This is a genomic window from Streptomyces malaysiensis subsp. malaysiensis (assembly GCF_040653035.1).
GTDB classification, from domain to species: Bacteria; Actinomycetota; Actinomycetes; order Streptomycetales; family Streptomycetaceae; genus Streptomyces; species Streptomyces malaysiensis.
In genome coordinates this window covers 101,771-122,768 of sequence record NZ_JBEZNG010000020.1, presented here as the reverse complement: position 1 = coordinate 122,768, position 20,998 = coordinate 101,771, and the positions used below count along the sequence as shown (strand labels likewise).

Genomic DNA, 20,998 nt, shown 5'->3' with positions numbered 1-20,998 from the left:
ACAACACCCGGCAGCCAGCCGCCTACCGCCTACCGCTCCGGCAGGGGTACCGCCCACACCAGGCGGGTGCCACCTCCCGGTGGCTCGCCGAGCTCCAGCTCTCCGCCGAGCTTCTCGGCGCGTTCGGCCAGGTTCCGCAGTCCGCTGCGATGCCCGCCCTCGGGGATGCCCACCCCGTTGTCCGTGACCGTGAGGGTCAGCCGTCCGGACGCCACGACCAGCGAGATCTCGGCGGCGTCGGCCCGTGCGTGCCGGGCGATGTTCGACATCGCCTCGGCCAGGACGGCGACCATGTCATCCGCGACGGAGCACGGCACATCCGTGTCGACCAGGCCCTCGGTGCGCAGTGAGGGGGTGAAGCCGAGCGCGGGCACGGCCTCCTCGATGGTCTTGGCGGTACGGACCCGCAGCCCCTGGACGGCGGGGCCCGCCTCGTGCGAGCGCAGCCCGAAGATCGTCGAGCGGATGATCTTGATGGTGTCGTCGAGGTCGTCCACGACCCGCAGCAGCCGTTCGGAGCCCTCCGGATGCTGGACGAAGCGCAGGGTGGACTGGAGCGTCATCCCGGCGGCGAAGAGCCGCTGGATGGCCAGGTCGTGCAGATCGCGGGCGATCCGGTCGCGGTCCTCGAGCAGGGCGAGCTGTTCGGCGTCGCGCCGCCGCTCGGCCAGTTTCATCGCGATCGCCGCCTGACCGGCGAACCCCAGCAGGGTGTCGGTCTCGACCTGGGTGAAGGCGTGGCTGTCCGCCACACGGGCCAGCGAGAGCACCCCGCCCACTCCGTCGTGCGTCCGCATCGGCACCGCGACGGCCGGGCCGAGCCCCTCCCAGCGCTGCGGGCCGACCGTGATCCGCGGGTCGTTCTGGACATCGGTGCTGGTGACCGGCTCGGAGGCGGTGAAGGCCGCCCCGCCGAAGGTGCCCCGGCGGGGCAGTACAAGACCGCGGTGGGCCTCGGCGTCGGTCCCCGACGCCAGCGCGACCTGGAGTTCGTCGGTGTCGGCCACCGGCAGCATCAGCACTCCGAGATCCGCGGAGAGGATCCGCCGCGCGTGCTCGACGATCAGCTCCAGGACCCTGGTCTCGTCCACTCCGGACAGCAGGCTGTGGGTGACCTCGGCGTTCGCCTCCAGCCAGCGCTGGCGGTGCCGGGCCTCCTCGTACAGCCGGGCGTTCTCGATGGCCACCCCGGCGGCCACGGCCAGGGTGGACAGCACCGTCTCGTCCTCGCCGTCGAACTCCTCACCGCCGCGCTTCTCGGTGAGGTAGAGGTTGCCGAAGACCTCGTCGCGCACCCGGATCGGCACCCCGAGGAAGGAGCGCATCGGCGGATGGTTCGGCGGAAAGCCGTAGGAGGCGGGATGTTCCGAGAGCTCGCCCAGCCGCAGCGGCTTGGGGTGGCGGATCAGCTCGCCCAGGAGACCATGGCCCGCCGGCAGCCGCCCGATCGCCTCGGCCCGCTCCTTGTCGACGCCCACCGGGAGGAATTCGGCCAGCAGCTGATCCTCGCCGATCACCCCCAGCGCCCCGTATTCGGCGTCCACCAGCACCACGGCGGCCTCGACGATCCTGCGCAGCACATGCGAGAGATCGAGCTCCCGGCCGACGGTGAGGACCGCTTCCAGCAGACTGTGGACCCGGTCCTGGGTGCCGCGCACCCCGTCGATCCGCACCTGCAACTCTTCCAGCAGCTCATCCAGCCGCAGCCGGGGCGGATACTCCGTACTCCTGGCGCTCTCCATACCCACGGTGCCTCCGTCGGCCTCACCGCGCGCTCGGCACGGCATTCCGCACGGCCCTCACTCTCTTCACGGTAGCCGCGCCGGGCCGAGGGTGAGTGCCGCGCGACATCTTGGCGCGAGGGGGCGCGTTGGCTAATGTGCGGACCTGTTCGCTCTGGAACGTTTCAACACCCCATAGAAGGGTGGACCACCAGATGCTCCGACGCCTCCGCCGTCGTCTACCTCTCCCCCGTTTCCGCCACCCCCTCCGCTTCTCCCGCTTTTCGCGCTTCCCCCGGCTCGCCGCCCTCGCCCTGGCCCTCGCGCTGACCGTCCCCACCGCCCCGGCGGCAGCGGCGGATCCCAAGGATCCGCCCGCGGATGTGTACCGGCTGCTGGAGGACCCTGAGGTCACCTCGGTCGGGCAGGAGCCCGCCCACGCCCGGCTGACCCCGTACGCCGACACCGCCGAAGCCCTCGACGGCGACTCCAGGAGCCGCTGGACCGCCTCGCTCGACGGCACCTGGAAGCTCCATATGTCCGACCGCCCCGAGGAGGTGCCCAAGGACTTCTTCACCGAGGGCTATGACACCTCCGAGGGCGGCTGGCGCAGCGTGAGCGTGCCGCACACCTGGCAGACGGACGGTCTCGACCATCCGATGTTCCGGAACATCCCCACCGAAATGTATCCGGACGATCCCCCGAAGGTCCCGCACGACGTCAATCCGACCGGCGCCTACGTCAAGACCTTCGAGCTGCCGGAGAGCTGGGAGAAGCGGCGGACATTCCTCCGCTTCGAGGGCGTCACCAGCGGCTATCTGGTGTGGGTGAACGGCTCCTACGCGGGCTATGACCAGGGCGGCTACACCCCCGCCGAGTTCGACATCAGCGACCGGCTGCACCCGGGGCGCAACACCGTCGCGGTGCAGGTCCACCGCTGGGGTTCGGGGTCGCATCTGGAGGACTACGACCAGTGGCGGTTCTCGGGCATCTTCCGCTCGGTCGGGCTGTACTCCACCCCGGCCACCTATCTGCGGGACATCACGGTCAAGACCGATCTCGACGCCCGGTACCGCGACGCCCGGCTGACCGCCGAGGTCGACATCGCCGCGAAGGGGCCGAAGACACAGGACCGCGCCCCGGACGGGCGCAAGGTCCTCGGAACCCTGTACGACCAGCGCGGACACAAGGTGACAACGATGTCGGGGACGGTGGACGGCGACAGCGGGTCCACCGTTCTCACCGCCCACGTGGCCAACCCGGCCAAATGGACCGATGAGACGCCCCACCTCTACACCCTCGTCGTCCGGCTCACCGGCGCCGACGGCACGGTCACCCACACCACGGCCCAGCCGGTGGGCTTCCGCAAGATCGAGATCAAGGACAGACAGCTCCTCGTCAACGGCGAGCGCATCCTCGTCAAGGGCGTCAACCGCTCCGAGACCGACCCCGACACCGGCCGCCACGCCACCCGTGAGCGCACCGCCTCGGACGTCGCCCTGATGAAGCGGCTCAACATCAACTCCGTGCGCACCTCGCACTACCCCTCGGATCCGTACCTCTACGAACTGGCCGACGCACGCGGTCTGTGGATCGACGACGAGGTGGACATCGAGACCCATCACCACGACGCCTGCCCGGACAACTGCCTGGCCGAACGGCCCGAGTGGCAGGCGGCGTTCCTGGACCGGCTCATGGCGATGTACGAACGGGACAAGAACCATCCCAGCGTGCTGATGTGGGACACCGGCAACGAGGCGGGGCTGGGCAAGGCCCACTACGCGATGGCCGACTTCCTGGACCGCGAGGACCCGGCCCGGCCGGTCTACCACCAGCCCAACAGCCCGGACGGCGACGCCCCGTTCGCCGATGTCTGGGGCCCGCGCTACCCCTCCCCCGCGAGCCTCGCTGACAAGGCCAAGTCCACCACCAAGCCGATCATCATGGGCGAGTACGCCCACGCCATGGGCAACTCGCTCGGCAACTTCCGGGAGTTCTGGGACGTCGTGCGGAAGTACCCCCAGGTCCAGGGCGGCTACATCTGGGACTGGGCGGAGCAGAACATCACCCAGCCGCTGCTCACCACCCCCGACACCTCCGGCAACGACATCCTGTCCTATGTCTCGGGAAAGCCCGGTCTGGTGGCCGGCCACCGGGGCAGGGCGCTGGAGCTGTCCGGTCTTGACGACTTCGTGGAGGTCTACCGCGATCCGAAGCTGGACGCGGTGTCGGACGCGCTCACCCTGGACGCCTGGGTGAAACCGGCCGACTGGACCGGCTCCTTCACCGTGATCGCCAAGGGCGACCACAGCTATGCGCTAAAGATGCGCGACAAGGACACCCTGGAGTTCTTCGTCCACGGGGACGGGGACTGGCACACCGTCGCGGCCGATGTCCCCGACGGCTGGTACGGCTCGTGGCATCGCGTCTCGGGCACCTTCGACGGCCGTACGCTCCGGCTGCTCATCGACGGGAAACAGACCGCGTCGGCCGACTGGACCGGCAGCGTGGACCACTCCGCGCAGCCGGTGAACATCGGCCGCAACCCGGAGACGGAGCAGGAGAACATCGGCACCCGGATGGCACACGGCACCGTCGACCAGGTCCGCGTCTACCACAAGGCGCTGAGCCCCGATCAGCTCGCCGCCGACCCCAGCGCGGACGCGGTGCTCGCGCTCGACTTCGACCGGCTCGACCGCAAGGGGGAGTTCCTGTCCTATGGCGCCGGGACCGGCGGGGTCGACGGCGTGGTCTCCTCCGACCGCACCGTCCAGCCCGAGGCCCGCGCCATGGCGGCCGTCCACGCCCCGATCCGGATCTCGGGCGACGAGGCCCGCGCGGGCCGGGTCGAGGTGCGCAACGAGCGGTCCTTCACCGGCACCGACGACCTCCGGCTGCGCTGGCGCGTCACCGAGGGCGCCCGCACCCTGACCCGGGGCAGCCGCACGCTCGACCTGGGCCCCGGTCAGCACACCACCCTCCAGCTGCCGAAGCCGCCCGCCAACCCCCGGGACGCCGACCGGCAGCTGACCGTGGAGGCGGTGTGGGCGTCCGACACGGCCTGGGCGAAGGCGGGGGAACGGGTGGCGGTGGAGCAGTTCGACATCGGCGGCCGGCAGCTCGCGGGCACGGTGCCGGCGCGGGCACCGGGGAAGGTGCGGGCCACCACGTCCGGCGGCCGCCTCACCGTCGCCGTCGAGGGCTTCTCGTACGGCTTCGACCGGACCAGTGGCGAACTGGTCTCCATGAAGGCCGATGGCCGGGAGCTGCTCGGCTCCGGCCCCGAGCTGGACGCCTGGCGCGCCCCGGTCAGCAATGAGATCGGCTCCGAGGAGGGGCCCTGGCGCGATGCGGGCCTGGATCGGCTGCGCACCGAACCGGGCAAGGTCACGGTGGCGGAGCGGGGCGGCGAGGTCGTCGTGACCGTCCCCTCATCGGCCGCCGCGCCCGGTGTACGGGACTCCTCGTTCGCCCAGACCCTGCGGTACACCGTCAGCGGCACCGGGGAGCTGCGCCTCGACCACCGCGTCGAGGCCCGGGGCGCGGCGCGCGCGGTGCCCTATCTGCCCCGCCTCGGGCTCTCGCTCCGGGTGCCCGACCGCTACGACCGGTTCACCTGGTACGGGCGCGGGCCGCAGGAGAACTACAACGACCGCGAGGACGGTGCCCCGGTGGGGGTGTACTCCACCGACGTGGACGAGCAGTTCGCCGGATACACCAAACCGCAGGACTACGGGAACCACGAGGACGTCCGCTGGGCCTCGCTGTCCGACGGGAGTAGCGGGCTCCTGGTGTCCGGGGACTTCTCGGCGGGCGTGACCCCGTACACCGGGATCGACCGCGCCGCCTACCCGTTCGCCCTCCGCGAGGATCCGGAAGGCAACACCCTGCACCTGGACCACGCGGTGAGCGGGGTGAGCGAGACGTTCCACACCGTGCTGCCCGAGTATCAGGTGCGGCCCGCCAAGGAGTATGCCTACACCCTGCGGCTGCGCCCGCTGACCGGCGCCGAGGCCCGCACCGGCACCCCGCGCGGCCCGGTGGTCTGCGCCCCCGAGGCGAAACTCACCCCCGCCGACACCACGGTGCCGGCGGGCGGCTCCACCTCGGCCGAGCTGACCGTCACCAACCCCTGCGACACCCCGCTGCACGAGGTCACCGCCGCCTTCGGTCTGCCCGAGGGGTGGACCGCCACGCCCGGCACCCTCGACCTGGGCGATCTCGCGGCGGGCCGGACCGCCACCGTACGGACCGAGCTCACCCGTGGTGAGGGCACCCCGAACGGCCCGCGGCCCGCCGTGGCCGAGGTCCGCGCGACCTCGACCGGTGGCGCGCGGGTGAGCGGCTCGGCGTCGGCCGAGATCGACGGCACACCGCCCCCGCCACGCGGTGAAGTGTCCGTGTCCACGCTCGACTTCCTCACCGCGGACAACGGCTGGGGCCCGGTCGAACGCGACCGCAGCAACGGCGAGGCCGCCCCGGGCGACGGCAAGGCGCTCACCATCGACGGCACGACCTACGAGCGGGGCCTCGGCACACACGCCGATTCGACGGTCGAGGTCTTCCTGGGCGGCAACTGCTCGACGTTCACCGCGACCACGGGCCTGGACGACGAGGTGGGCGCCGACGGCAGCGTCGTCTTCGAGGTCTACGCCGACGGCGAGCGGGTGTACCGGGGCGAAACGGCACACGGCTCGGACGCGGCCGTACCGATGGAGGCGCGCATCGAGGGCGCGCGCAAGCTGCGGCTGCGGGTCACCGACGGCGGCGACGGCAACGCGCATGACCACGCCGACTGGGCGGCGGCCACGGTGCGCTGCGGAACGGGAGGTACGGGGTGAGCTGACGGCGGCGGGGGGGGTGAGCTGACGGCGACGGGCGCGGGCCACGGTAATGCGCCGCCGGGGCCCGCGCCGGCCGCCTCCTGGAGCAGCTCTTCGAGCCGGTCCAGGAAGATCCGCTGCCTCGTCACGATCTTCCGGCGGGCCTCGTCCAGGCCGAACCAGGCGACCCGGTCGATCTCGGGGAACTCCCGCATCCGGCCCGAGCCCTTCGGCCACTCCATGGCGAACGTACCGGGAGTGATCTCCGCCGGATCCAGCTCGCCCCTGAGCGCCCAGACGATGACCACCTTGCCCCCGGTCTGCGTCACGGAGCCGAGCGGAATCGGCTCACCGCCGGGCGGGGGCACCCCCAGCTCCTCCTGGAACTCCCGGCGCGCGGCGGCCTCCGGGGTCTCGTCCTCCTCGTACTCCCCCTTGGGCACCGTCCAGGCGCCCTCGTCCTTCCTGGCCCAGAACGGGCCGCCCATATGGGCGAGCAGCACCTCGACGGCGGGACCGGCCGGGCCCGCACCGCGGTACAACAGGAGTCCGGCGCTGTGCTTGTGCGTCACAGCGCCCAGTGTGCGCCCCGGGCCGCCGGGGCGGGGTGCCGGGCTCGCCGCCGCCGGGGCGGGGTGCCGGGCTCGCCGCTCAGCCCTTGCGGGCGTAGCCGAGATAGGTGACCAGCGGCCGGGCGTCCGGGGCCAGGACGAAGTCGACGATCGGCGGGATCTGCTCATCGCTGATCCGCCCCCTGCGGCGCGCCATGGTGGCCTTGACCAGGCTGCGCGGATCCTTGGGCTTGAAGTCGCAGATGTCCTCGTTGCGCAGCCCCTGCCGCTCCAGGGCGGCGGTCAGCTCGGCGGGGGTGCGCAGCCGGGCCGCGGTGTAGCGGCCGGCCGGCATGATCCGGGTCATCGGGACGCGCTGGAAGGCGCCGAGGTAGATCAGCCGGGAGAGAAAGGTGCGGTTGACGGTGTCGTAGATCAGCACACCGCCGGGCCGCAGCACCCGGGCGGCCTCCGCGAGCACCCGGTCGAGCTCCGAGGTGATCTCGAAGGTGTCCGCGTAGTAGGCGAGGTCGAACGCGCCGTCGGCGAGGCCGAGTCGCTCGGCGGGCGCGGTGCGGTAGTCGACCCCGGGGTGCTCGCCCCCGTCCGCCTCGCGCGCCATCTCGGTCGCGGCGGCGGAGGGGTCGACGGCCACGACCTCGAAGCCGAGACCGGCCAGCCCTCGGGCCAGCAGCCCGCGGCCGCTGCCCACGACCACGGCGCGGCTTCCGGGCGCGGGGAGGTCCACGGTCCCGAGCGTGCCGCGGACGTACTCCAGACGGCTGTCCTGGAAGGTGACGGCCCTGATCTGGCGGCCGTCGACGGCCTCGGGCGACCGTGAGTCCAGTTCGATGTGCGGGGCGGCGGCCATCGTCTTCTCCCTCACGGGTGCGCGGATTCGCGGATTCACCGGTGTGCCCGGGGTGGTCCGGACGGGCTCGCCTCGGGTTCCCCGAGGAAACCTAACATCGGTTAGTTCCCTCGGGGAACTCGGGTAGGGTCGTGTCATGACCCGTACTCCGCTCGCCGATGTGGCCTGTTCGATCGCCCGTGCCACCGATCTGTTCGGCGACGCCTGGACGGCGCTGATCATGCGGGATGTGCTCACCGGGGTCACCCGCTTCGACGATCTCGCCCATGACCTGGGCATATCGCGCAAGGTCCTGGCCGCCCGGCTGGCCCGGCTGGTCGAGGAGGGGGTGCTGATCCGGGAGCGATACCAGGAGCGGCCGCCGCGTGAGCACTATCGCGCCACCGCGAAGGGCGAGGAGCTCTATCCGGTGCTGCTCGCGCTGATGGAGTGGGGCGACCGCTGGTACGCCGGCTCCGCCGGGCCCCCGGCCCGGATCCGCCACCTCGGCTGCGGACGGGACACCACCCCGGTCTCCGCGTGCGCCCACTGCGGGGAGCCCCTGACGGTCGGCAACACCACCCAGCTCCCGGGCCCCGGCGGGCGCACCGGACCCGGCACCCGGGTGCTGAGCCCGCTGCTCGCCGCGCGCGAGGGCTGAGGGTTTCGCCGAGCCGACCGTGCCGATGCGCGGCTCCGCGGCGTGGGCGCGGCCGCGGGCGGCCGACGGCACCCCGGCGCACTTCCCCCGCGCCCCCTCAGGGCGCCTTTCGAACCGCGGCCGACCGCCACCGACCCGCTGAGCGGACGGCACCCCCTGGACCCGGTCCCGGCGCGCGCCACGGTTCGGGCGAACGGCACGGGGCACTCGGCACGGGGCGCTCGGCACAGCAGCCGGGCATCCGACCACGAGGAGCGCCGACCATGCGCTACGAAGAACTGACGGGACTGGTCCAGGCCCGGGCCCAGCTGCCCGACCGGCAGTCGGCCGAGCGGGCGATACGGGCGACGCTCGAAACCCTCGCCGAGCGCATCCCGGGCGGGCTGGCGGACCACATGGCGGCCCAGTTGCCGCATGAGGCGGGCGAGCCCCTGCGCCGGGTCGCGGCCGCGCACGAGGGCACGCCCGAGGAGCGGGCGTACCGGCGGGACCACGGCGAGCGGTTCGGCCTCACCGGTTTCGCGGGCCGGATCGCCTGGCGCACCGAGCGCACCGAGGAGGAGGCGCTGCGCGAGGCGGCCGCGTTCTTCGAGGTGCTGGACTCGGCCGTGGACCCGGAGCTGATGGAGAAGCTCTACGGCGTACTGCCGAACGACATCCGCGGGCTGCTGCCGGAGGCACGGGCAGAACAGGACGCACGGGCCGAGCGGGACACACGAACCGAACGGGGCTCGCGGACCGAACGGGGCTCCCAGACCGAACGGGGCTGAGCGCCCCGCTGGAAGTGCCGTGACGTGCCGTCGATCGTCCATGGCACCGTCGTGGCCGGTCGCGCCCGCGCGGCGGAGCCGCACACCGACACCGCCCCGCGCCCCTTCGGGGCGCCACCGAACCGCAGCCGACTTCCGCTCCCACCTCCGCGAATTGCCGTGGCGTGATCGTCTTGCCAGTCTGTCCCCATGCCGACCACCAGCCTCTCCGAGCTCGTCGATGAACTGCTCTCCGGGATCCGCCCGCTGCCGATCGTCTCCGCGGGCGTCCCCGTGCTCCGGCGACCGGCCCTGCCCTACGACGGCCAACTGGCCCCGGACCAGCTGGACCGGCTGCTGGCGGCGATGCGGGAGACGATGCACTCCGCGCCCGGAGTGGGGCTCGCCGCCCCGCAGATCGGTGTGCCGCTGCGGCTCGCGGTGATCGAGGACCCGGCGGAGGTGACGGCCGAGGTGCGGGAGGCGCGCGGCCGGGTGCCGCAGCCGTACCGAGTACTGGTCAATCCCGTCTACGAACCGATCGGCGACGGCCGGGCGGCGTTCTTCGAGGGGTGTCTGAGCATCCCCGGATGGGCCGCCGTGGTCAGCCGCCCGGACCGGATCCGGCTGCGCGGACAGGACGAGACGGGGCGGGAGCTGGACGAGGAGTTCACCGGCTGGCCCGCGCGGATCGTCCAGCACGAGACCGACCATCTCGGCGGCGTCCTCTATCTGGATCTGGCCGAAACTCGCTCCCTGTCCACGGCCCAGGCCGTGAGCGACTACTGGTCCCAGCCCACTCCTGCCACCGCGGCCCACGCGCTGGGCTTCCCGCTCCGGTCCGCCACCGGCGCCGCCGACGCCGCCGATGACAGCGGCGACACCGGCGCTACCGCTCCGTAACCACGCCCTACCAGCGGCATGCTTTCGTCATCGACTGGCAGTCGTCGAATCACCGCACGGACACTGTGACGTACGTCGCCACGGCAAGACTGGTGGATGCCCGCGGTACGCGCCGCCTCAGCGCACCGCACGGCGAGTGAGGCGTTTCTTCCGCTCTTCCGCACCCTCCCCAGTCCCCACCGCTCCTGACTTCCCCCGAACGGAGAACAGGAATGTCCGTGCTCACGACGTCCTCGACAACGGCGGCCACCAGCTCGTACGTCACCTCGATCGCCCACACCCCGGAGCAGATCCACGCGGCGCAGCGGCTGCGCTACCAGGTGTTCGGCGAAGAGAGGGGCGGTCGGCTGGACGCGGCGGTCGACGGCCGCGATGTGGATGAGTTCGACGAGGTCATGGACCACCTGATCGTCACGGACACGGCGACGGGCACCGTGGTCGGCACCTACCGGCTGCTTCCCCCGGGGCGCAGTGAACGGCTCTACTCGGACACCGAGTTCGATCTGCGCGGGCTTCCGGCCGAGGTCCGCTCGTCCATGGTCGAGGCCGGCCGCGCCTGTGTACACGCCGACCACCGCTCGGGCGCCGTCATCAACCTCATGTGGGCCGGTCTGGCCCGCTATGTTCTGCTGTCCGGACACCGCTATCTCGCGGGCTGCGCCTCGGTTCCGCTGGCCGACGGCGAGCAGGCCGCCGCGGGCGCCTGGCTGCTCGGCACCACCAAGCACGCCGCCCCGCCCGAGATGCGGGTCCACCCGCACGACCCCTGGATACCCTCGCGGCCGCTGGACGGCGAGCCCAGCTACGCCGAACTGCCGCCGCTGCTCCGTGGCTATCTGCGGGTCGGTGCCTGGATGTGCGGATCCCCGCAGCACGACCGGGCCTTCAACGACGCCGACTTCTTCGTGCTGCTGGACACGGAGCGGATGAACGACCGCTACCGCCGCTACTTCCTGGGTGAATCGCAGTGACCGTCCCGGCCGTGATGAGCCTGCCCGCGCACGCCTGGGCGGCCTGGTCCCCGTGCACCACCGGCTGTGTCGCCCACGCCGCGGGCCGCGTCCCGGCCACCCGGGCCGCCCGGCGGGCCGCGGTCTTCGGCCGGTCGGTGATGGGTGCGCTGCTGTCGGGGCAGAAGATCGCCGAGCCCGAGAGGCTGCGTGCGCGCGCGGCCGCGCTGCTGGGCTCCCTCGGGATCCGGCTGGAGGTGACCGGCGACACCGGGCTCAGCGCCCCGGGCGGCACCGGCACGCTGGTCGTGGCGAACCACATCTCCTGGCTCGACGTCATCGCGCTGCTCGCGATAGAGCCCGTGGTCATGCTGGCCAAGCGGGAGATCGCGGACTGGCCGCTGATCGGCCCGATGGTCACCCGCGCGGGCACGATGTACATCGACCGCGGCTCGCTGCGCGAACTCCCCGAAACCGTACGGGAGATGGCGGCCAGGCTGCGCGACGGCCAGTCGGTGATGGCTTTTCCGCAGGGCATCACCTGGTGTGCGGGCACGGGCGGCAGCTTCCGGCGGGCCACCTTCCAGGCCGCGCTGGACGCGGGGGCGCCGGTGCGCCCGGTGACCCTGGACTACGTCCAGCACGGCGTCCCGACCACGGTGGCCGCCTTCGTCGGCGAGGACGACTTCGGCGCCTCGCTGCGCCGGGTGCTCCGCGCCGACGGGCTCACGGTGCGGGTGGACCTGCACCGGCCGCTGCGGCCGATGCGGGCCGTCGACGACCGGCGCAGGGTCGCGGCGCAGGCCCAGGCGACCGTCTGCGGGGCGCGGTTGCCGCTCCATCACGAGGTGGCCGCCCTCGAACTGGCACGCTGAGCCAATCGCCTCCGGGCGCGCCGACCTGTCTCCACGGACGGCGCCCGGGGCGGTGCTCAGCAACTCGTACGCGCGCCGGTTCAGCTTTCTGTCCGCGAGTCCCGGGGCGGAGTTCGGCTGCCCGTACGCAGGACGCTCGACCCTCAGCCCTCCGTCCGAGGTCCCGGGACGGCGCTCAATACCCCCTACGCAGGGCCCTCAGCCCTCCGTCCGCAGGTCCTTGACCCGGCGGATCTTGCCCACGGAGCGCTCCAGCGTCTCCGGATCCACGACCTCCACCTCGACCGTGAGCCCCACACCGTCCTTGACTCCCCGGACGATCGCCGCCGCGGCGGCCGCGCGCTGCTCGGGCTCGGCCCCGGGGCGCGCCTCGATCCGTACCGCCATATGGTCCATCCGGCCGCGCCGGGTCAGCTCGACCTGGAAGTGCGGCGCCACCGCCGGGACCCGCAGCACGATCTCCTCGATCTGGCTGGGGAAGACATTGACCCCGCGCACGATGAGCATGTCGTCACAGCGGCCGGTGATCTTCTGGATGCGCCGGAAGGCGGGGCGGGCGGTGCCGGGCAGCAGTCGGGTCAGATCCCGGGTGCGGTAGCGGATGACGGGGAGCGCCTCCTTGGTGAGGGTGGTGAAGGTCAGCTCCCCCTCCTCGCCGCCGGGCAGCACCGCGTCGGTCAGCGGGTCCACGATCTCCGGGTAGAAGTGGTCCTCCCAGACGTGCAGCCCGTCCTTGGTCTCCACGCACTCCTGGGCCACCCCCGGGCCGATCACCTCCGAGAGCCCGTAGATGTCCACCGCGTGGATGCCCATGCGCTCCTCGATCTCCCGGCGCATCTCCTCCGTCCAGGGTTCGGCGCCGAATATGCCGACCTGGAGGGAGGTGGAGCGGGGATCGACGCCCTGTCGCTCGAACTCGTCGAGGAGCGTCAGCAGATACGAGGGCGTGATCATGATGATCTCGGGCCTGAGGTCCTGGATGAGCCGCACCTGCCGGGCGGTCATTCCCCCGGAGGCGGGGATGACCGTACAGCCGAGCCGCTCGGCGCCGTAGTGGGCGCCGAGGCCGCCGGTGAACAGGCCGTAGCCGTAGGAGACATGCACCTTGTGGCCGGGCCGACCGCCGGCGGCGCGGATCGAGCGGGCGATCACCTCCGCCCATACCGCCAGGTCGTGCTCGGTGTAGCCGACGAGGGTGGGACGGCCGGTGGTACCGCTGGAGGCGTGGATCCGGCGCACCTCGCTCTGCTCGACGGCGAACATCCCGAAGGGGTAGCTGTCGCGCAGATCGGCCTTGGTGGTGAAGGGGAACCGGGCCAGGTCCTCCAGGGTGCGGCAGTCCTCGGGGCCGACCCCGGCCTCGCGGAACTTCTTGCGGTACAGCTCGACATGGTCGTACGCATGGCGCAGGGTGGCGCGCAGCCGGGTGAGCTGAAGCGCCCTCAGCTCCTCAGGGCTCATCCGCTCGGCGTCGTCGAGCGGAGCCGCGCTCGGGGATCCCGCCATGGGCCGTCCACCACCTCCGATTGCCGACCGAACATTCGGTTACCGATCGGGCGCGGTCCAGTAATCCAGCATCCGACCTGGCTGTCAAGGGTTGGGACACTCCCCTGCGCACCCGGCCGGGCCCGGGGCGGCGCGTGGACGGTGAACGATCGGCTCGACCCATCCGTATCCGTGGGTGCGGTGGACTCAGCCGCCCGCATCCCGGATCCGCGACGAGAGGGCCTTTCATGTACGACGCCGCCGACGCCGACGTTCCGCACCCGGTCCGGATCGCCGACCGCGCCCCGCGCCGCCGCGGCCCGCGCACGGTGGCGGTCGCGGCGGCGGTGGGGGCGCTGCTGGCCCTCGCCGGGTGCGGTGGGGGCGGGGGCGGGGGCGGTAAGGCGGACGCCAAGGCGGAGACCGGGGGCGACGCCGCCCGGCCGAGCGCGAGCCCCGCGCCCAAGGCCGCGCGGGTGGAACAGCTCGCCTCGGCCGCCGGTTGCGAGCCGGAGTTCACCACCAAGGTGGACGACTACCGCCAGGCCGTCTGCAAGAGCGCCAAGGGCAAGTTCGTCTTCCTCGACTTTGTCACCGCCAAGGGGCAGCGCGACTGGCTGGAGACGGCGCAGATGTACGGCGGGGTCTATCTGGTGGGCAACCGATGGGTGCTGTCGTCCTCGCCCCGGAAGAACATGGAGCGGCTCCGGGACGAGTTCGGCGGCACCATCGAAGGAGGCACCTCCTACGGAAGCGCCTCCGGCACCCCCCAGTAATCACCCGCCCATCGCTCGACGCAGACCCCTTAGGCGCAGCTACGTCTACGGGATGTCCGGCAGACCACGCGATGGAGCCGCCTATCGACGCTTTCCCCTCCCCGCCCCTTCCCGATACCAGGGGCTCCGCCCCTGGACCCCGAGACCTGGGGCGCAGCCCCGGACTGGGGGCTAAGGCGCAAACCCGGTCTGAGGTCTGAGGCACAGCCCCGGCCCGGAGTCTGGAGCGGAGCCCCGGTCCGGGGGCCTGGGCGCAGCCCGCGACGGAGCCGCACATCGACGCCCCGGGAACAGGCGCAGCACCGGCCCAAGGGCTGAGGTCTGGAGCGCAGCCCCGACCCGGGGGCCTAGGTCTGGGGCGGAGCCCCGGTCCGGGCTCTCGGGCACAACCCGCGGCGGAGCCCCACATCGACGCCACGAGAAGGGGCGCAGCCCCGGCCCGGGGTTTGAGGTCCGCAGCGCAGACCCGGCCGAGGTCTGGGTCTGGGGCCGAGCCCCGGCTCGGGGCCTGGGCGCAGCCTGCGGCGGGGCCCACATCGATGCCGCGGGAAGGGGCGCAACCCCGGTCCGGGGTCTGGAGCGCAGCACCGGCCCAGTCCAGGGTCTGGGCCACAGCCCCGGTACGGGGGCTGGGGCGGAGCCCCGGTACGGGGGCTGGAGCGCAGCACCGGCCTGGGGGCTGGGGCTCAGCCCCGGTTTCGGGGTCTGGGGCGGAGCCCCGGGGCGGGGGCTGGGGCGGAGCCCCGGGGCGGGGGCTGGGGCGGAGCCACAGTTACGGGAAGGGGCGGGGAGGGGAGCAGCCCGCCGCGGCCAGCGCGCGTAGCGTCGCCGCCTCCCGGGGCAGCAGCCGTTCGTCGTCGCCCGGCACGAACTCCAGCAGGACATCCAGCGGCGGACCGCCGCCGGACCCCGTGGCGCGATGTGCGCGCAGTCGCTCGAAGACGCCGCGCCACAGCGGGGCGCGGGCGGTCAGCGGCAGCCGGGTGGTCCCGGGCCACCAGGAGAAGGCATGCACCGCGGCGATCCGGTCGCCCAGCGCGTCCAGCCCCTTCAGGGCCTCGGCGTCGGGCATGTCGACGGGCGGCTGCCAGTAGGTGGCGACCTCGGCGCGGTCCACCTCCGCCAGCAGCCGGAGGGTGTGGTCCGCGCCGTCCGTCAGGGTGTTGCGGTGGAACTCGTAGGCGAGTTCCACTCCCGCGTCCGCGGCGAGCACGGCCGCGCGCCGGGTGTCCTCGACAACCGCGCGGCGCCCGGCGGGCGAGGTCTCCCGGGTGCCGGTGGCGCCCGCCCAGATCCGGACGCGCGGGGCGCCGAGCGCCACGGCGGAGCGGAGCACCGCGTCGAACTCCTCCGGATCGCCGTGCCCGGCGCGGTAGTAGGAGCCGTACGAGGCGACGGCGAGCCCGGCGTCCACGGTGGCGTCCCGGACCCGCCGCGCGGTGTCCTCGTCACCGGGCGGCACATGGACATCGCCGCCCCATTCGACGCACTCCAGCCCCGCTCCGGCCACCGCCGCGATCACCCGGTCCGGATCGAGTCCGCGCAGGGTCACCGAGCAGATGCCGAGCCGGGTCATGCGCTCACCTCGGTGACGGTGGGCGCGCCGCCCGTGCCGAAGTCCACCACGACGCCCGCGCCGTCCGGCAGCCGCACGGTGACCGCGAGCCCGTTCACCTCGGCGGTGGCGAGGTCGGCGAGGGGGGCCGGGTCGCGTTCCCCGGTGAGCGAGGCCAGGGCGACGAAGAGGGTGCCGGAGGGGTTCTCGCCGACGGTGCCGGTGAGTTCGGGGACGAGGGCCCACGGCCCGTACGCGGTGCCCTGCGGCGCCCGGACCGCGGTGGCGGTCTCCCAGCCGTGCAGCCCGAGGAGTTGACCGGTCACCGCTCCCCCGTCCAGCCGCACCTCGGCGCCCCGCTCGGTCTCCGCCGGGGTGCCCGGGGGCAGGGCGACGGCCCACCCGCTGTGGTGGATCCGGGTCCCGGCGGGGGCGCCCACGGTGCGGTGGACGCGCACTTCGAGCCGGCCGCGGACGAGGGTCAGGCTGTCGATGCGGAGCGCGGGCACCTTGGGGCCGCCGTCGGGGAAGGCGGGGGTGTGGGAGGAGGCGAGCCAGTCGGGGCCCGCGGCCAGCGGGTGGATGCGCAGCCGGTCGCTGCGCACTCCGCGCACTTCGAGGGCGATGTGGTTGTCGGGGGTGTTGTCCGCGCTGGTGGGCCCGGTACGGGTGGAGTAGGCGAGCCGGGCGTAGAGCGGGTCGGCGGGGGCGTGCTCGGCCTCCCAGGGGCGGAGCTTGTAGCTGCCGTGGTTGTGCAGCCGCACCAGCCCGTCCCGGCCCGTGGTCTGGATGAGGAGCCCGGTGGCGGGCAGTGCCAGCGCCCGGTCGGGACCCTCGGCGGGCGCGGCCTCCTCGGGCTCGGTCCACACCGGGTGGCCGGGCGGGAGCAGCAGGGCGAGGAACCCCTTGGAGGCCCAGTAGGGCGAGCCGGGCCCGGAGTAGCGCTGGAGGGTCGCGGCGTGCGGCCCGTACCAGCCAAGGCTCAGCACCCCGTCCTCGGTCAGCGCCCCGCGGTCCAGGAAGTGGCGCAGCGCCCCGCTGAGGACGCGGCGGGTGGCCCCGGGCGCGAGGGGGGTGTGGCCGGTGAGCGCGCCGAGGGCCACCGAGGCGCCGGCGGCGAAGCGGTAGGTGAGGGAGCGGCCGTGGTGGATGGGGGCGCCGTCGGCGTCGAAGAGCAGCGAGAAGCTCTCCAGGAAGGTGCGCAGCCGGGGGCCGAGCCGGTCCAGGAGCGCGCCGTCGGCGGCGAGATGGGCGTGCAGCAGCGGGTACATGTGCAGCGCCCAGCCGTTGTAGTGGTCGAACGACCGCCCGTCGCCGTCGGAGTACCAGCCCTGGCCCTGGTACCAGCCCTCCAGGAGGGCGAGTCCGCGCTCGATGGCGCGGGCCGTCTCGGCGTCGCCGCGCCCGGCGGACTCCAGGAATCCGGCCACGGTGAGAGGGAAGAGGTACCAGTTGTTGGGGGCGGGCTGGTGGCGCAGCGCGCCGCGCAGCCACTCCTCGGTGCGGTCCTGGGCGTCGGGCGGCAGGGCGTCCCAGGTCCACGGCGCGGTCAGCCGCAGGCCCAGGGCCACCGACGCGGACTCCACCATGGGCTGGCCGTGGGCGCCGTGATGGCCGATCACCGGCCAGGACTCGGCGTCGCCGCGCCCTGGGGTGAGGGTGCCGCGGGCGATCCCGGCGGTGTAGCGCTCCAGGATGCCGTGCTGGTCCTGGCCCGAGGCCCCGGCGGCGCGGAAGGCGGCGAGGAGGAAGGTGCGGGCGAACCCTTCGAGCCCGTCGGAGCGCACCCCGGACTTGGACGGGGGGCCGGGCAGGTCGATCAGGGCCTGGCCGGGGGTGGCGTAGCGGAGGGCGGCGTGCAGCATGCCGTCCGCGGCGGCCTCCCAGTGGGCGCGGGTGTAGCCGGTGTGGGGGCTGAGGGCGCGGTCGTCGGCGGGGAGGAGGAAGGGCAGCTCGGGCATGGCGGGGTGGGCCTCCTGGGGTCGCGGAACGTGAGAGGGCGCGCGGATGGGTGGGGGGCAGGAGCGGGGCGGGGGACGAGCGGGGCGAGGCGGAGGAGGGAGGGGATGCGGAAGGGCATATCCCGGCGGTGGCCGGGAGGAATCGGCGCCCGACGGCAACGCCGCCGGGCGCCGCCCATTCCCGCGACGCCGCCCCGCCTGTCCGCACGCTTATGCCGAGCGGTCGAGGATCTCCGGTCGTACGGGGTGGGCGAAGGCGCGGCCGGTGACGTAGTTCTCGATCTCGCCGATGGCGAGGTCGGCCAGGCGGCGCAGCTCACCGCTCTTGGATCCGGCGATATGCGGGGTGATCAGCGCGTTGTCGCAGTCGTACAGCGGGGAGTCGGCGGGCAGCACCTCCGGCACGGTGACGTCGAGGACGGCGCGGATCCGCCCGGCCACCACCTCCTCGGTCAGCGCCGCCTGGTCCACCACCGCCCCGCGCGCGGTGTTGATGAGCGTGGCGCCGTCCGGCATGGCGGCCAGCAGCTCCCGGCCGACCAGCCCCTCGGTGGCGGGCAGCAGTGGGGTGTGGACGCTGATGACATCGCTGCCGGCGAAGAGTTCCCGCAGGGGCACCCGCCGCGTCCCGAGCTCCTTCGCCTCCCGGGCCGTGACATACGGGTCGTACAGCAGGATGTCGAGGTCGTACGGGCGCAGCAGCTCGATCACCCGGCGGCCGATGGCGGAGGCGCTGAGGATGCCCACCGTCCGGCGGTAGTTGCCGGCGTCGGGGTAGCGCTCGTTCCAGTCGATCGCGCGCCGCTCGGCGCGGTAGTCCCGGGCGATGTCCAGGACGCGCTTGTTGGCCAGCAGGATCATCGCGACGGTGTACTCGGCCACGGGCAGGGCGTTGGCGGCGGCCGCCGAGGAGACCGAGATGCCGCGCTCCCAGCAGGCGTCGGTGATGTGGTGGCGTACGGTGCCCGCGGTGTGGACCACGGCGCGCAGCCGGGGCGCGGCGTCGAGCGCGCGGCGGTCCAGGGGCGGGCAGCCCCAGCCGGTGACGAGCAGTTCGGCCCCGGCGAGGGCCCGGTGCGCGGCCGGGGTGGTGAAGTCGTCCAGGACGAGGGCGGGGTCGAGGTCGAGGAGTTCGGTGAGCCGGTCCGGGCTCACGGACCCGAGCACCTGCCGGGCGGACCGCTCGGCCATGGCCAGGACGGCACGGGGGCGGGTGCGGGCGGAGATTTGCGGTGCGGTCACTTGACGCTCCCTGCGGTCAGTCCGGACTTCCAGTAGCGCTGCAACAGGACGAACGCCACGATCAGCGGCACGACGGCGAGCAGTGAGCCGATGACCACGAGGGGGTAGTACTCGGGCGAGACGGTGGCGGCGCTGTTCCAGGTGTAGAGGCCGAGGCTGAGCGGATAGAGGTGCTGGTCGGAGAGCATCACCATGGGAAGGAAGAAGTTGTTCCAGATGGCCGTGAGCTGGAAGAGGAAGACGGTCACGAAACCGGGCCCGAGCATCCGCAGGCTGACCCGTACATAGGTCTGCAACTCGCCCGCGCCGTCGACCCGGGACGCCTCCAGCACCTCGTTGGGCACATAGCCGCTGCTGAGCAGGCGGGCGAGGTAGACGCCGAAGGGGTTGAAGAGCACCGGGACGAAGACCGACCAGAAGGTGTTGACCATCCCGATCTCGGAGGCCACCAGATAGAGCGGAAGGGCCAGTACGGTCGGCGGCACCATGACGCCGGTGAGGACGAGCCCGAAGAACTTCTCCTTGTGCCGGAACTCGTACTTGTCGAAGGCGTAGCCCGCGGCCACGCTGATCAGCGAGCCGGTCAGGGCGCCGACGACCGCGTACAGCAGGCTGTTGACGTACCACTCGCCGTAGAGCCCGCCGTCCATGGAGAACAGATCGGAGAGGTTGCGGGCGAAGGAGAAGTCGCCGAGGGAGAAGATGTCGCTGCCGAAGAGGGCGTCGGCGTTCTTGGTGGACGCCAGCAGCAGCCACAGCGCGGGCAGCATGGTGTAGAGGGCGGCGATCAGGACCACGGCGTTGGCGACGCCGCGGCTGGTCAGCCTGGAGCCGCCGAAGGGCTTGCCGAGCGGTCTGGACGACGGGCCCCGGGTGGCGCCCACGGGGCTGGTGGGTGTGGTCGTGGTCATCACGCTCTCCGTTCCCGGCGGCCCGACCAGCGCGTCACGGCGTACGACAGCACGCAGGTGACGATCAGGAGGATGACGGAGGCCGCGGAGGCGAGTCCGTAGTTGTTGCGGCGGAAGGCCGCGTCGTAGATGTACATGTTCGGGGTGTAGCGGGAGTTGACCATCGGGGTGGCCTGGTTCATCAGCATGGGCTCGGTGAACAGCTGGAGCGCGCCGATCAGGGAGAACATGCAGACCATCACCACGGAGCCCCGGATGATGGGCACCTTGACCTGGAGCGCGGTGCGGATGCCGCCGGCGCCGTCGATGGTCGCCGCCTCGATCACCTCACGCGGCAGCGCCTGGAGCGCGGCGTAGAAGATGACCATGTTGTAGCCGAGGCCGCTCCACAGGGCGATGTTGACGATCGACGGGAGCACGGTGTGCAGGCCCAGGAAGTCGATGGTGATGTCGGCCCGGGCGAAGAGTTTGATGACCGGGCTGAGCCCCGGGGTGTAGAGGTACAGCCAGATAACGGCCGCGATGATGCCGGGCACGGCGTGCGGCAGATAGAGCAGCATCTGCGCGGTGCGCCGCAGCCGGACCAGGCCGGAGTCGAGCAGCAGGCCGAGCGCGAGCGCGCTGATGACCACGAGCGGGACGAAGATCAGGCAGTAGAGCGCGATGGTGCCGAACCCGGAGAGGAAGCTGGGGTCCTCGAGCACCGAGAGATAGCTGCGCAGTCCGGTGAAGACCGTACGCCCGCCGCCGAAGCCGAGTCCCTCATGGTCCTCGGAGAAGAAGCTGAGGTAGACGGCGTAGCCGACGGGGATCAGGAACACGGCGACGAGCAGTGCTGTGAAGGGGGTCAGCAGAACGGCGGCGGCGATCCGCTGCTGGCGTCGTCCGGTTCTGCGGGGCGGGTCGGCGGCGGCCGCCGATGGCGGCGCCGTCCCTTTCGAGGACATGACGGTGCTCACGGGTTACCTCGGCTCAGGCGGGATGA

General features: G+C 72.7%; 15 protein-coding genes and 1 pseudogene. 7 read left to right on the top strand and 9 right to left on the bottom strand.

What is annotated here, in order from left to right:
- Window positions 1-29: 29 nt before the first annotated feature.
- Window positions 30-1,742, bottom strand: coding sequence for a GAF domain-containing sensor histidine kinase (locus AB0E24_RS32235; protein WP_102936634.1), 1,713 nt, complete (start codon window positions 1,740-1,742; stop codon window positions 30-32).
- A 194-nt stretch (window positions 1,743-1,936) separates the two neighbouring features.
- Here AB0E24_RS32235 and AB0E24_RS32230 point away from each other — a divergent pair, with 194 nt between their 5' ends.
- Complete coding sequence (locus AB0E24_RS32230; RefSeq protein WP_359382297.1) at window positions 1,937-6,562, top strand: glycoside hydrolase family 2 TIM barrel-domain containing protein; 4,626 nt, start codon at window positions 1,937-1,939, stop codon at window positions 6,560-6,562.
- Window positions 6,563-6,627: 65 nt separating this feature from the next.
- Here the strand turns inward: AB0E24_RS32230 and AB0E24_RS32225 are convergent.
- Both AB0E24_RS32225 and AB0E24_RS32220 read right to left on the bottom strand, forming a co-directional pair.
- Window positions 6,628-7,116 (bottom strand): annotated as a pseudogene (locus AB0E24_RS32225) (NUDIX hydrolase); the annotation flags it as partial.
- A 79-nt stretch (window positions 7,117-7,195) separates the two neighbouring features.
- The gene (locus tag AB0E24_RS32220) at window positions 7,196-7,966 is read right to left on the bottom strand and encodes a class I SAM-dependent methyltransferase (protein ID WP_102936635.1); all 771 of its coding nucleotides are present in this window, start codon (window positions 7,964-7,966) and stop codon (window positions 7,196-7,198) included.
- Between the two features lie 136 nt (window positions 7,967-8,102).
- Here AB0E24_RS32220 and AB0E24_RS32215 point away from each other — a divergent pair, with 136 nt between their 5' ends.
- The 5 genes from AB0E24_RS32215 to AB0E24_RS32195 all read left to right on the top strand — a co-directional run bounded on the left by AB0E24_RS32215 (window position 8,103) and on the right by AB0E24_RS32195 (window position 12,083).
- A complete protein-coding gene (locus tag AB0E24_RS32215; protein WP_102936636.1) occupies window positions 8,103-8,606 on the top strand; it encodes a winged helix-turn-helix transcriptional regulator in 504 nt (167 codons plus the stop codon).
- A gap of 263 nt (window positions 8,607-8,869) precedes the next feature.
- Window positions 8,870-9,376 carry a DUF2267 domain-containing protein gene (locus AB0E24_RS32210; RefSeq protein WP_359382293.1) on the top strand — a complete coding sequence of 169 codons (507 nt, stop codon included), beginning with the start codon at window positions 8,870-8,872 and terminating at the stop codon, window positions 9,374-9,376.
- A 189-nt stretch (window positions 9,377-9,565) separates the two neighbouring features.
- Entirely contained in the window at window positions 9,566-10,258 is a 693-nt protein-coding gene (locus tag AB0E24_RS32205) for a peptide deformylase (RefSeq protein ID WP_093700800.1), read from the top strand.
- Between the two features lie 212 nt (window positions 10,259-10,470).
- Window positions 10,471-11,229: a GNAT family N-acetyltransferase gene (locus AB0E24_RS32200; RefSeq protein ID WP_069867263.1), complete on the top strand. Its 759-nt coding sequence runs from the start codon at window positions 10,471-10,473 to the stop codon at window positions 11,227-11,229.
- On the top strand, window positions 11,226-12,083 hold the full coding sequence (locus AB0E24_RS32195; RefSeq protein WP_359382289.1) for a lysophospholipid acyltransferase family protein: 858 nt from the start codon (window positions 11,226-11,228) through the stop codon (window positions 12,081-12,083). Before AB0E24_RS32200 ends, AB0E24_RS32195 begins: the two co-directional genes overlap by 4 nt.
- 198 nt (window positions 12,084-12,281) lie before the next feature.
- Here the strand turns inward: AB0E24_RS32195 and paaK are convergent, their stop codons facing one another.
- Complete coding sequence (gene paaK, locus AB0E24_RS32190) at window positions 12,282-13,589, bottom strand: phenylacetate--CoA ligase PaaK (protein ID WP_069867264.1); 1,308 nt, start codon at window positions 13,587-13,589, stop codon at window positions 12,282-12,284.
- A gap of 227 nt (window positions 13,590-13,816) precedes the next feature.
- On the opposite strand from paaK, the gene AB0E24_RS32185 reads away from it, so the two are divergent.
- Entirely contained in the window at window positions 13,817-14,344 is a 528-nt protein-coding gene (locus tag AB0E24_RS32185; protein WP_359382286.1) for a hypothetical protein, read from the top strand.
- A gap of 772 nt (window positions 14,345-15,116) precedes the next feature.
- Here AB0E24_RS32185 and AB0E24_RS32180 read toward each other — a convergent pair.
- The 5 genes from AB0E24_RS32180 to AB0E24_RS32160 all read right to left on the bottom strand — a co-directional run bounded on the left by AB0E24_RS32180 (window position 15,117) and on the right by AB0E24_RS32160 (window position 20,960).
- Window positions 15,117-15,920 (bottom strand): sugar phosphate isomerase/epimerase family protein, encoded by an 804-nt coding sequence (locus tag AB0E24_RS32180; RefSeq protein WP_359382284.1) that lies wholly within the window; start codon window positions 15,918-15,920, stop codon window positions 15,117-15,119.
- On the bottom strand, window positions 15,917-17,860 hold the full coding sequence (locus tag AB0E24_RS32175; protein ID WP_359382281.1) for a DUF2264 domain-containing protein: 1,944 nt from the start codon (window positions 17,858-17,860) through the stop codon (window positions 15,917-15,919). The genes AB0E24_RS32180 and AB0E24_RS32175 overlap by 4 nt, the downstream gene beginning before the upstream one ends.
- Window positions 17,861-18,070: 210 nt before the next feature.
- Window positions 18,071-19,051 carry a hydroxyacid dehydrogenase gene (locus tag AB0E24_RS32170; protein WP_250849473.1) on the bottom strand — a complete coding sequence of 327 codons (981 nt, stop codon included), beginning with the start codon at window positions 19,049-19,051 and terminating at the stop codon, window positions 18,071-18,073.
- Window positions 19,052-19,098: 47 nt separating this feature from the next.
- Window positions 19,099-20,013: a carbohydrate ABC transporter permease gene (locus AB0E24_RS32165; RefSeq protein WP_359382278.1), complete on the bottom strand. Its 915-nt coding sequence runs from the start codon at window positions 20,011-20,013 to the stop codon at window positions 19,099-19,101.
- Window positions 20,013-20,960, bottom strand: a complete 948-nt coding sequence (locus tag AB0E24_RS32160) for a carbohydrate ABC transporter permease (RefSeq protein ID WP_069867541.1) — start codon at window positions 20,958-20,960, stop codon at window positions 20,013-20,015. Before AB0E24_RS32160 ends, AB0E24_RS32165 begins: the two co-directional genes overlap by 1 nt.
- Window positions 20,961-20,998: the final 38 nt, after the last annotated feature.

What these genes read in the sequence shown, in the direction of transcription:
- AB0E24_RS32170 (WP_250849473.1), bottom strand. Translation starts at nt 19,051, where the DNA reads ATGGCCGAGCGGTCCGCCCGGCAGGTGCTCGGGTCCGTGAGCCCGGAC.
- AB0E24_RS32220 (WP_102936635.1), bottom strand. Translation starts at nt 7,966, where the DNA reads ATGGCCGCCGCCCCGCACATCGAACTGGACTCACGGTCGCCCGAGGCC.
- AB0E24_RS32160 (WP_069867541.1), bottom strand. Translation starts at nt 20,960, where the DNA reads ATGTCCTCGAAAGGGACGGCGCCGCCATCGGCGGCCGCCGCCGACCCG.
- paaK (WP_069867264.1), bottom strand. Translation starts at nt 13,589, where the DNA reads ATGGCGGGATCCCCGAGCGCGGCTCCGCTCGACGACGCCGAGCGGATG.
- AB0E24_RS32165 (WP_359382278.1), bottom strand. Translation starts at nt 20,013, where the DNA reads ATGACCACGACCACACCCACCAGCCCCGTGGGCGCCACCCGGGGCCCG.
- AB0E24_RS32205 (WP_093700800.1), top strand. Translation starts at nt 9,566, where the DNA reads ATGCCGACCACCAGCCTCTCCGAGCTCGTCGATGAACTGCTCTCCGGG.
- AB0E24_RS32230 (WP_359382297.1), top strand. Translation starts at nt 1,937, where the DNA reads ATGCTCCGACGCCTCCGCCGTCGTCTACCTCTCCCCCGTTTCCGCCAC.
- AB0E24_RS32235 (WP_102936634.1), bottom strand. Translation starts at nt 1,742, where the DNA reads ATGGAGAGCGCCAGGAGTACGGAGTATCCGCCCCGGCTGCGGCTGGAT.
- AB0E24_RS32215 (WP_102936636.1), top strand. Translation starts at nt 8,103, where the DNA reads ATGACCCGTACTCCGCTCGCCGATGTGGCCTGTTCGATCGCCCGTGCC.
- AB0E24_RS32210 (WP_359382293.1), top strand. Translation starts at nt 8,870, where the DNA reads ATGCGCTACGAAGAACTGACGGGACTGGTCCAGGCCCGGGCCCAGCTG.
- AB0E24_RS32185 (WP_359382286.1), top strand. Translation starts at nt 13,817, where the DNA reads ATGTACGACGCCGCCGACGCCGACGTTCCGCACCCGGTCCGGATCGCC.
- AB0E24_RS32175 (WP_359382281.1), bottom strand. Translation starts at nt 17,860, where the DNA reads ATGCCCGAGCTGCCCTTCCTCCTCCCCGCCGACGACCGCGCCCTCAGC.
- AB0E24_RS32180 (WP_359382284.1), bottom strand. Translation starts at nt 15,920, where the DNA reads ATGACCCGGCTCGGCATCTGCTCGGTGACCCTGCGCGGACTCGATCCG.
- AB0E24_RS32200 (WP_069867263.1), top strand. Translation starts at nt 10,471, where the DNA reads ATGTCCGTGCTCACGACGTCCTCGACAACGGCGGCCACCAGCTCGTAC.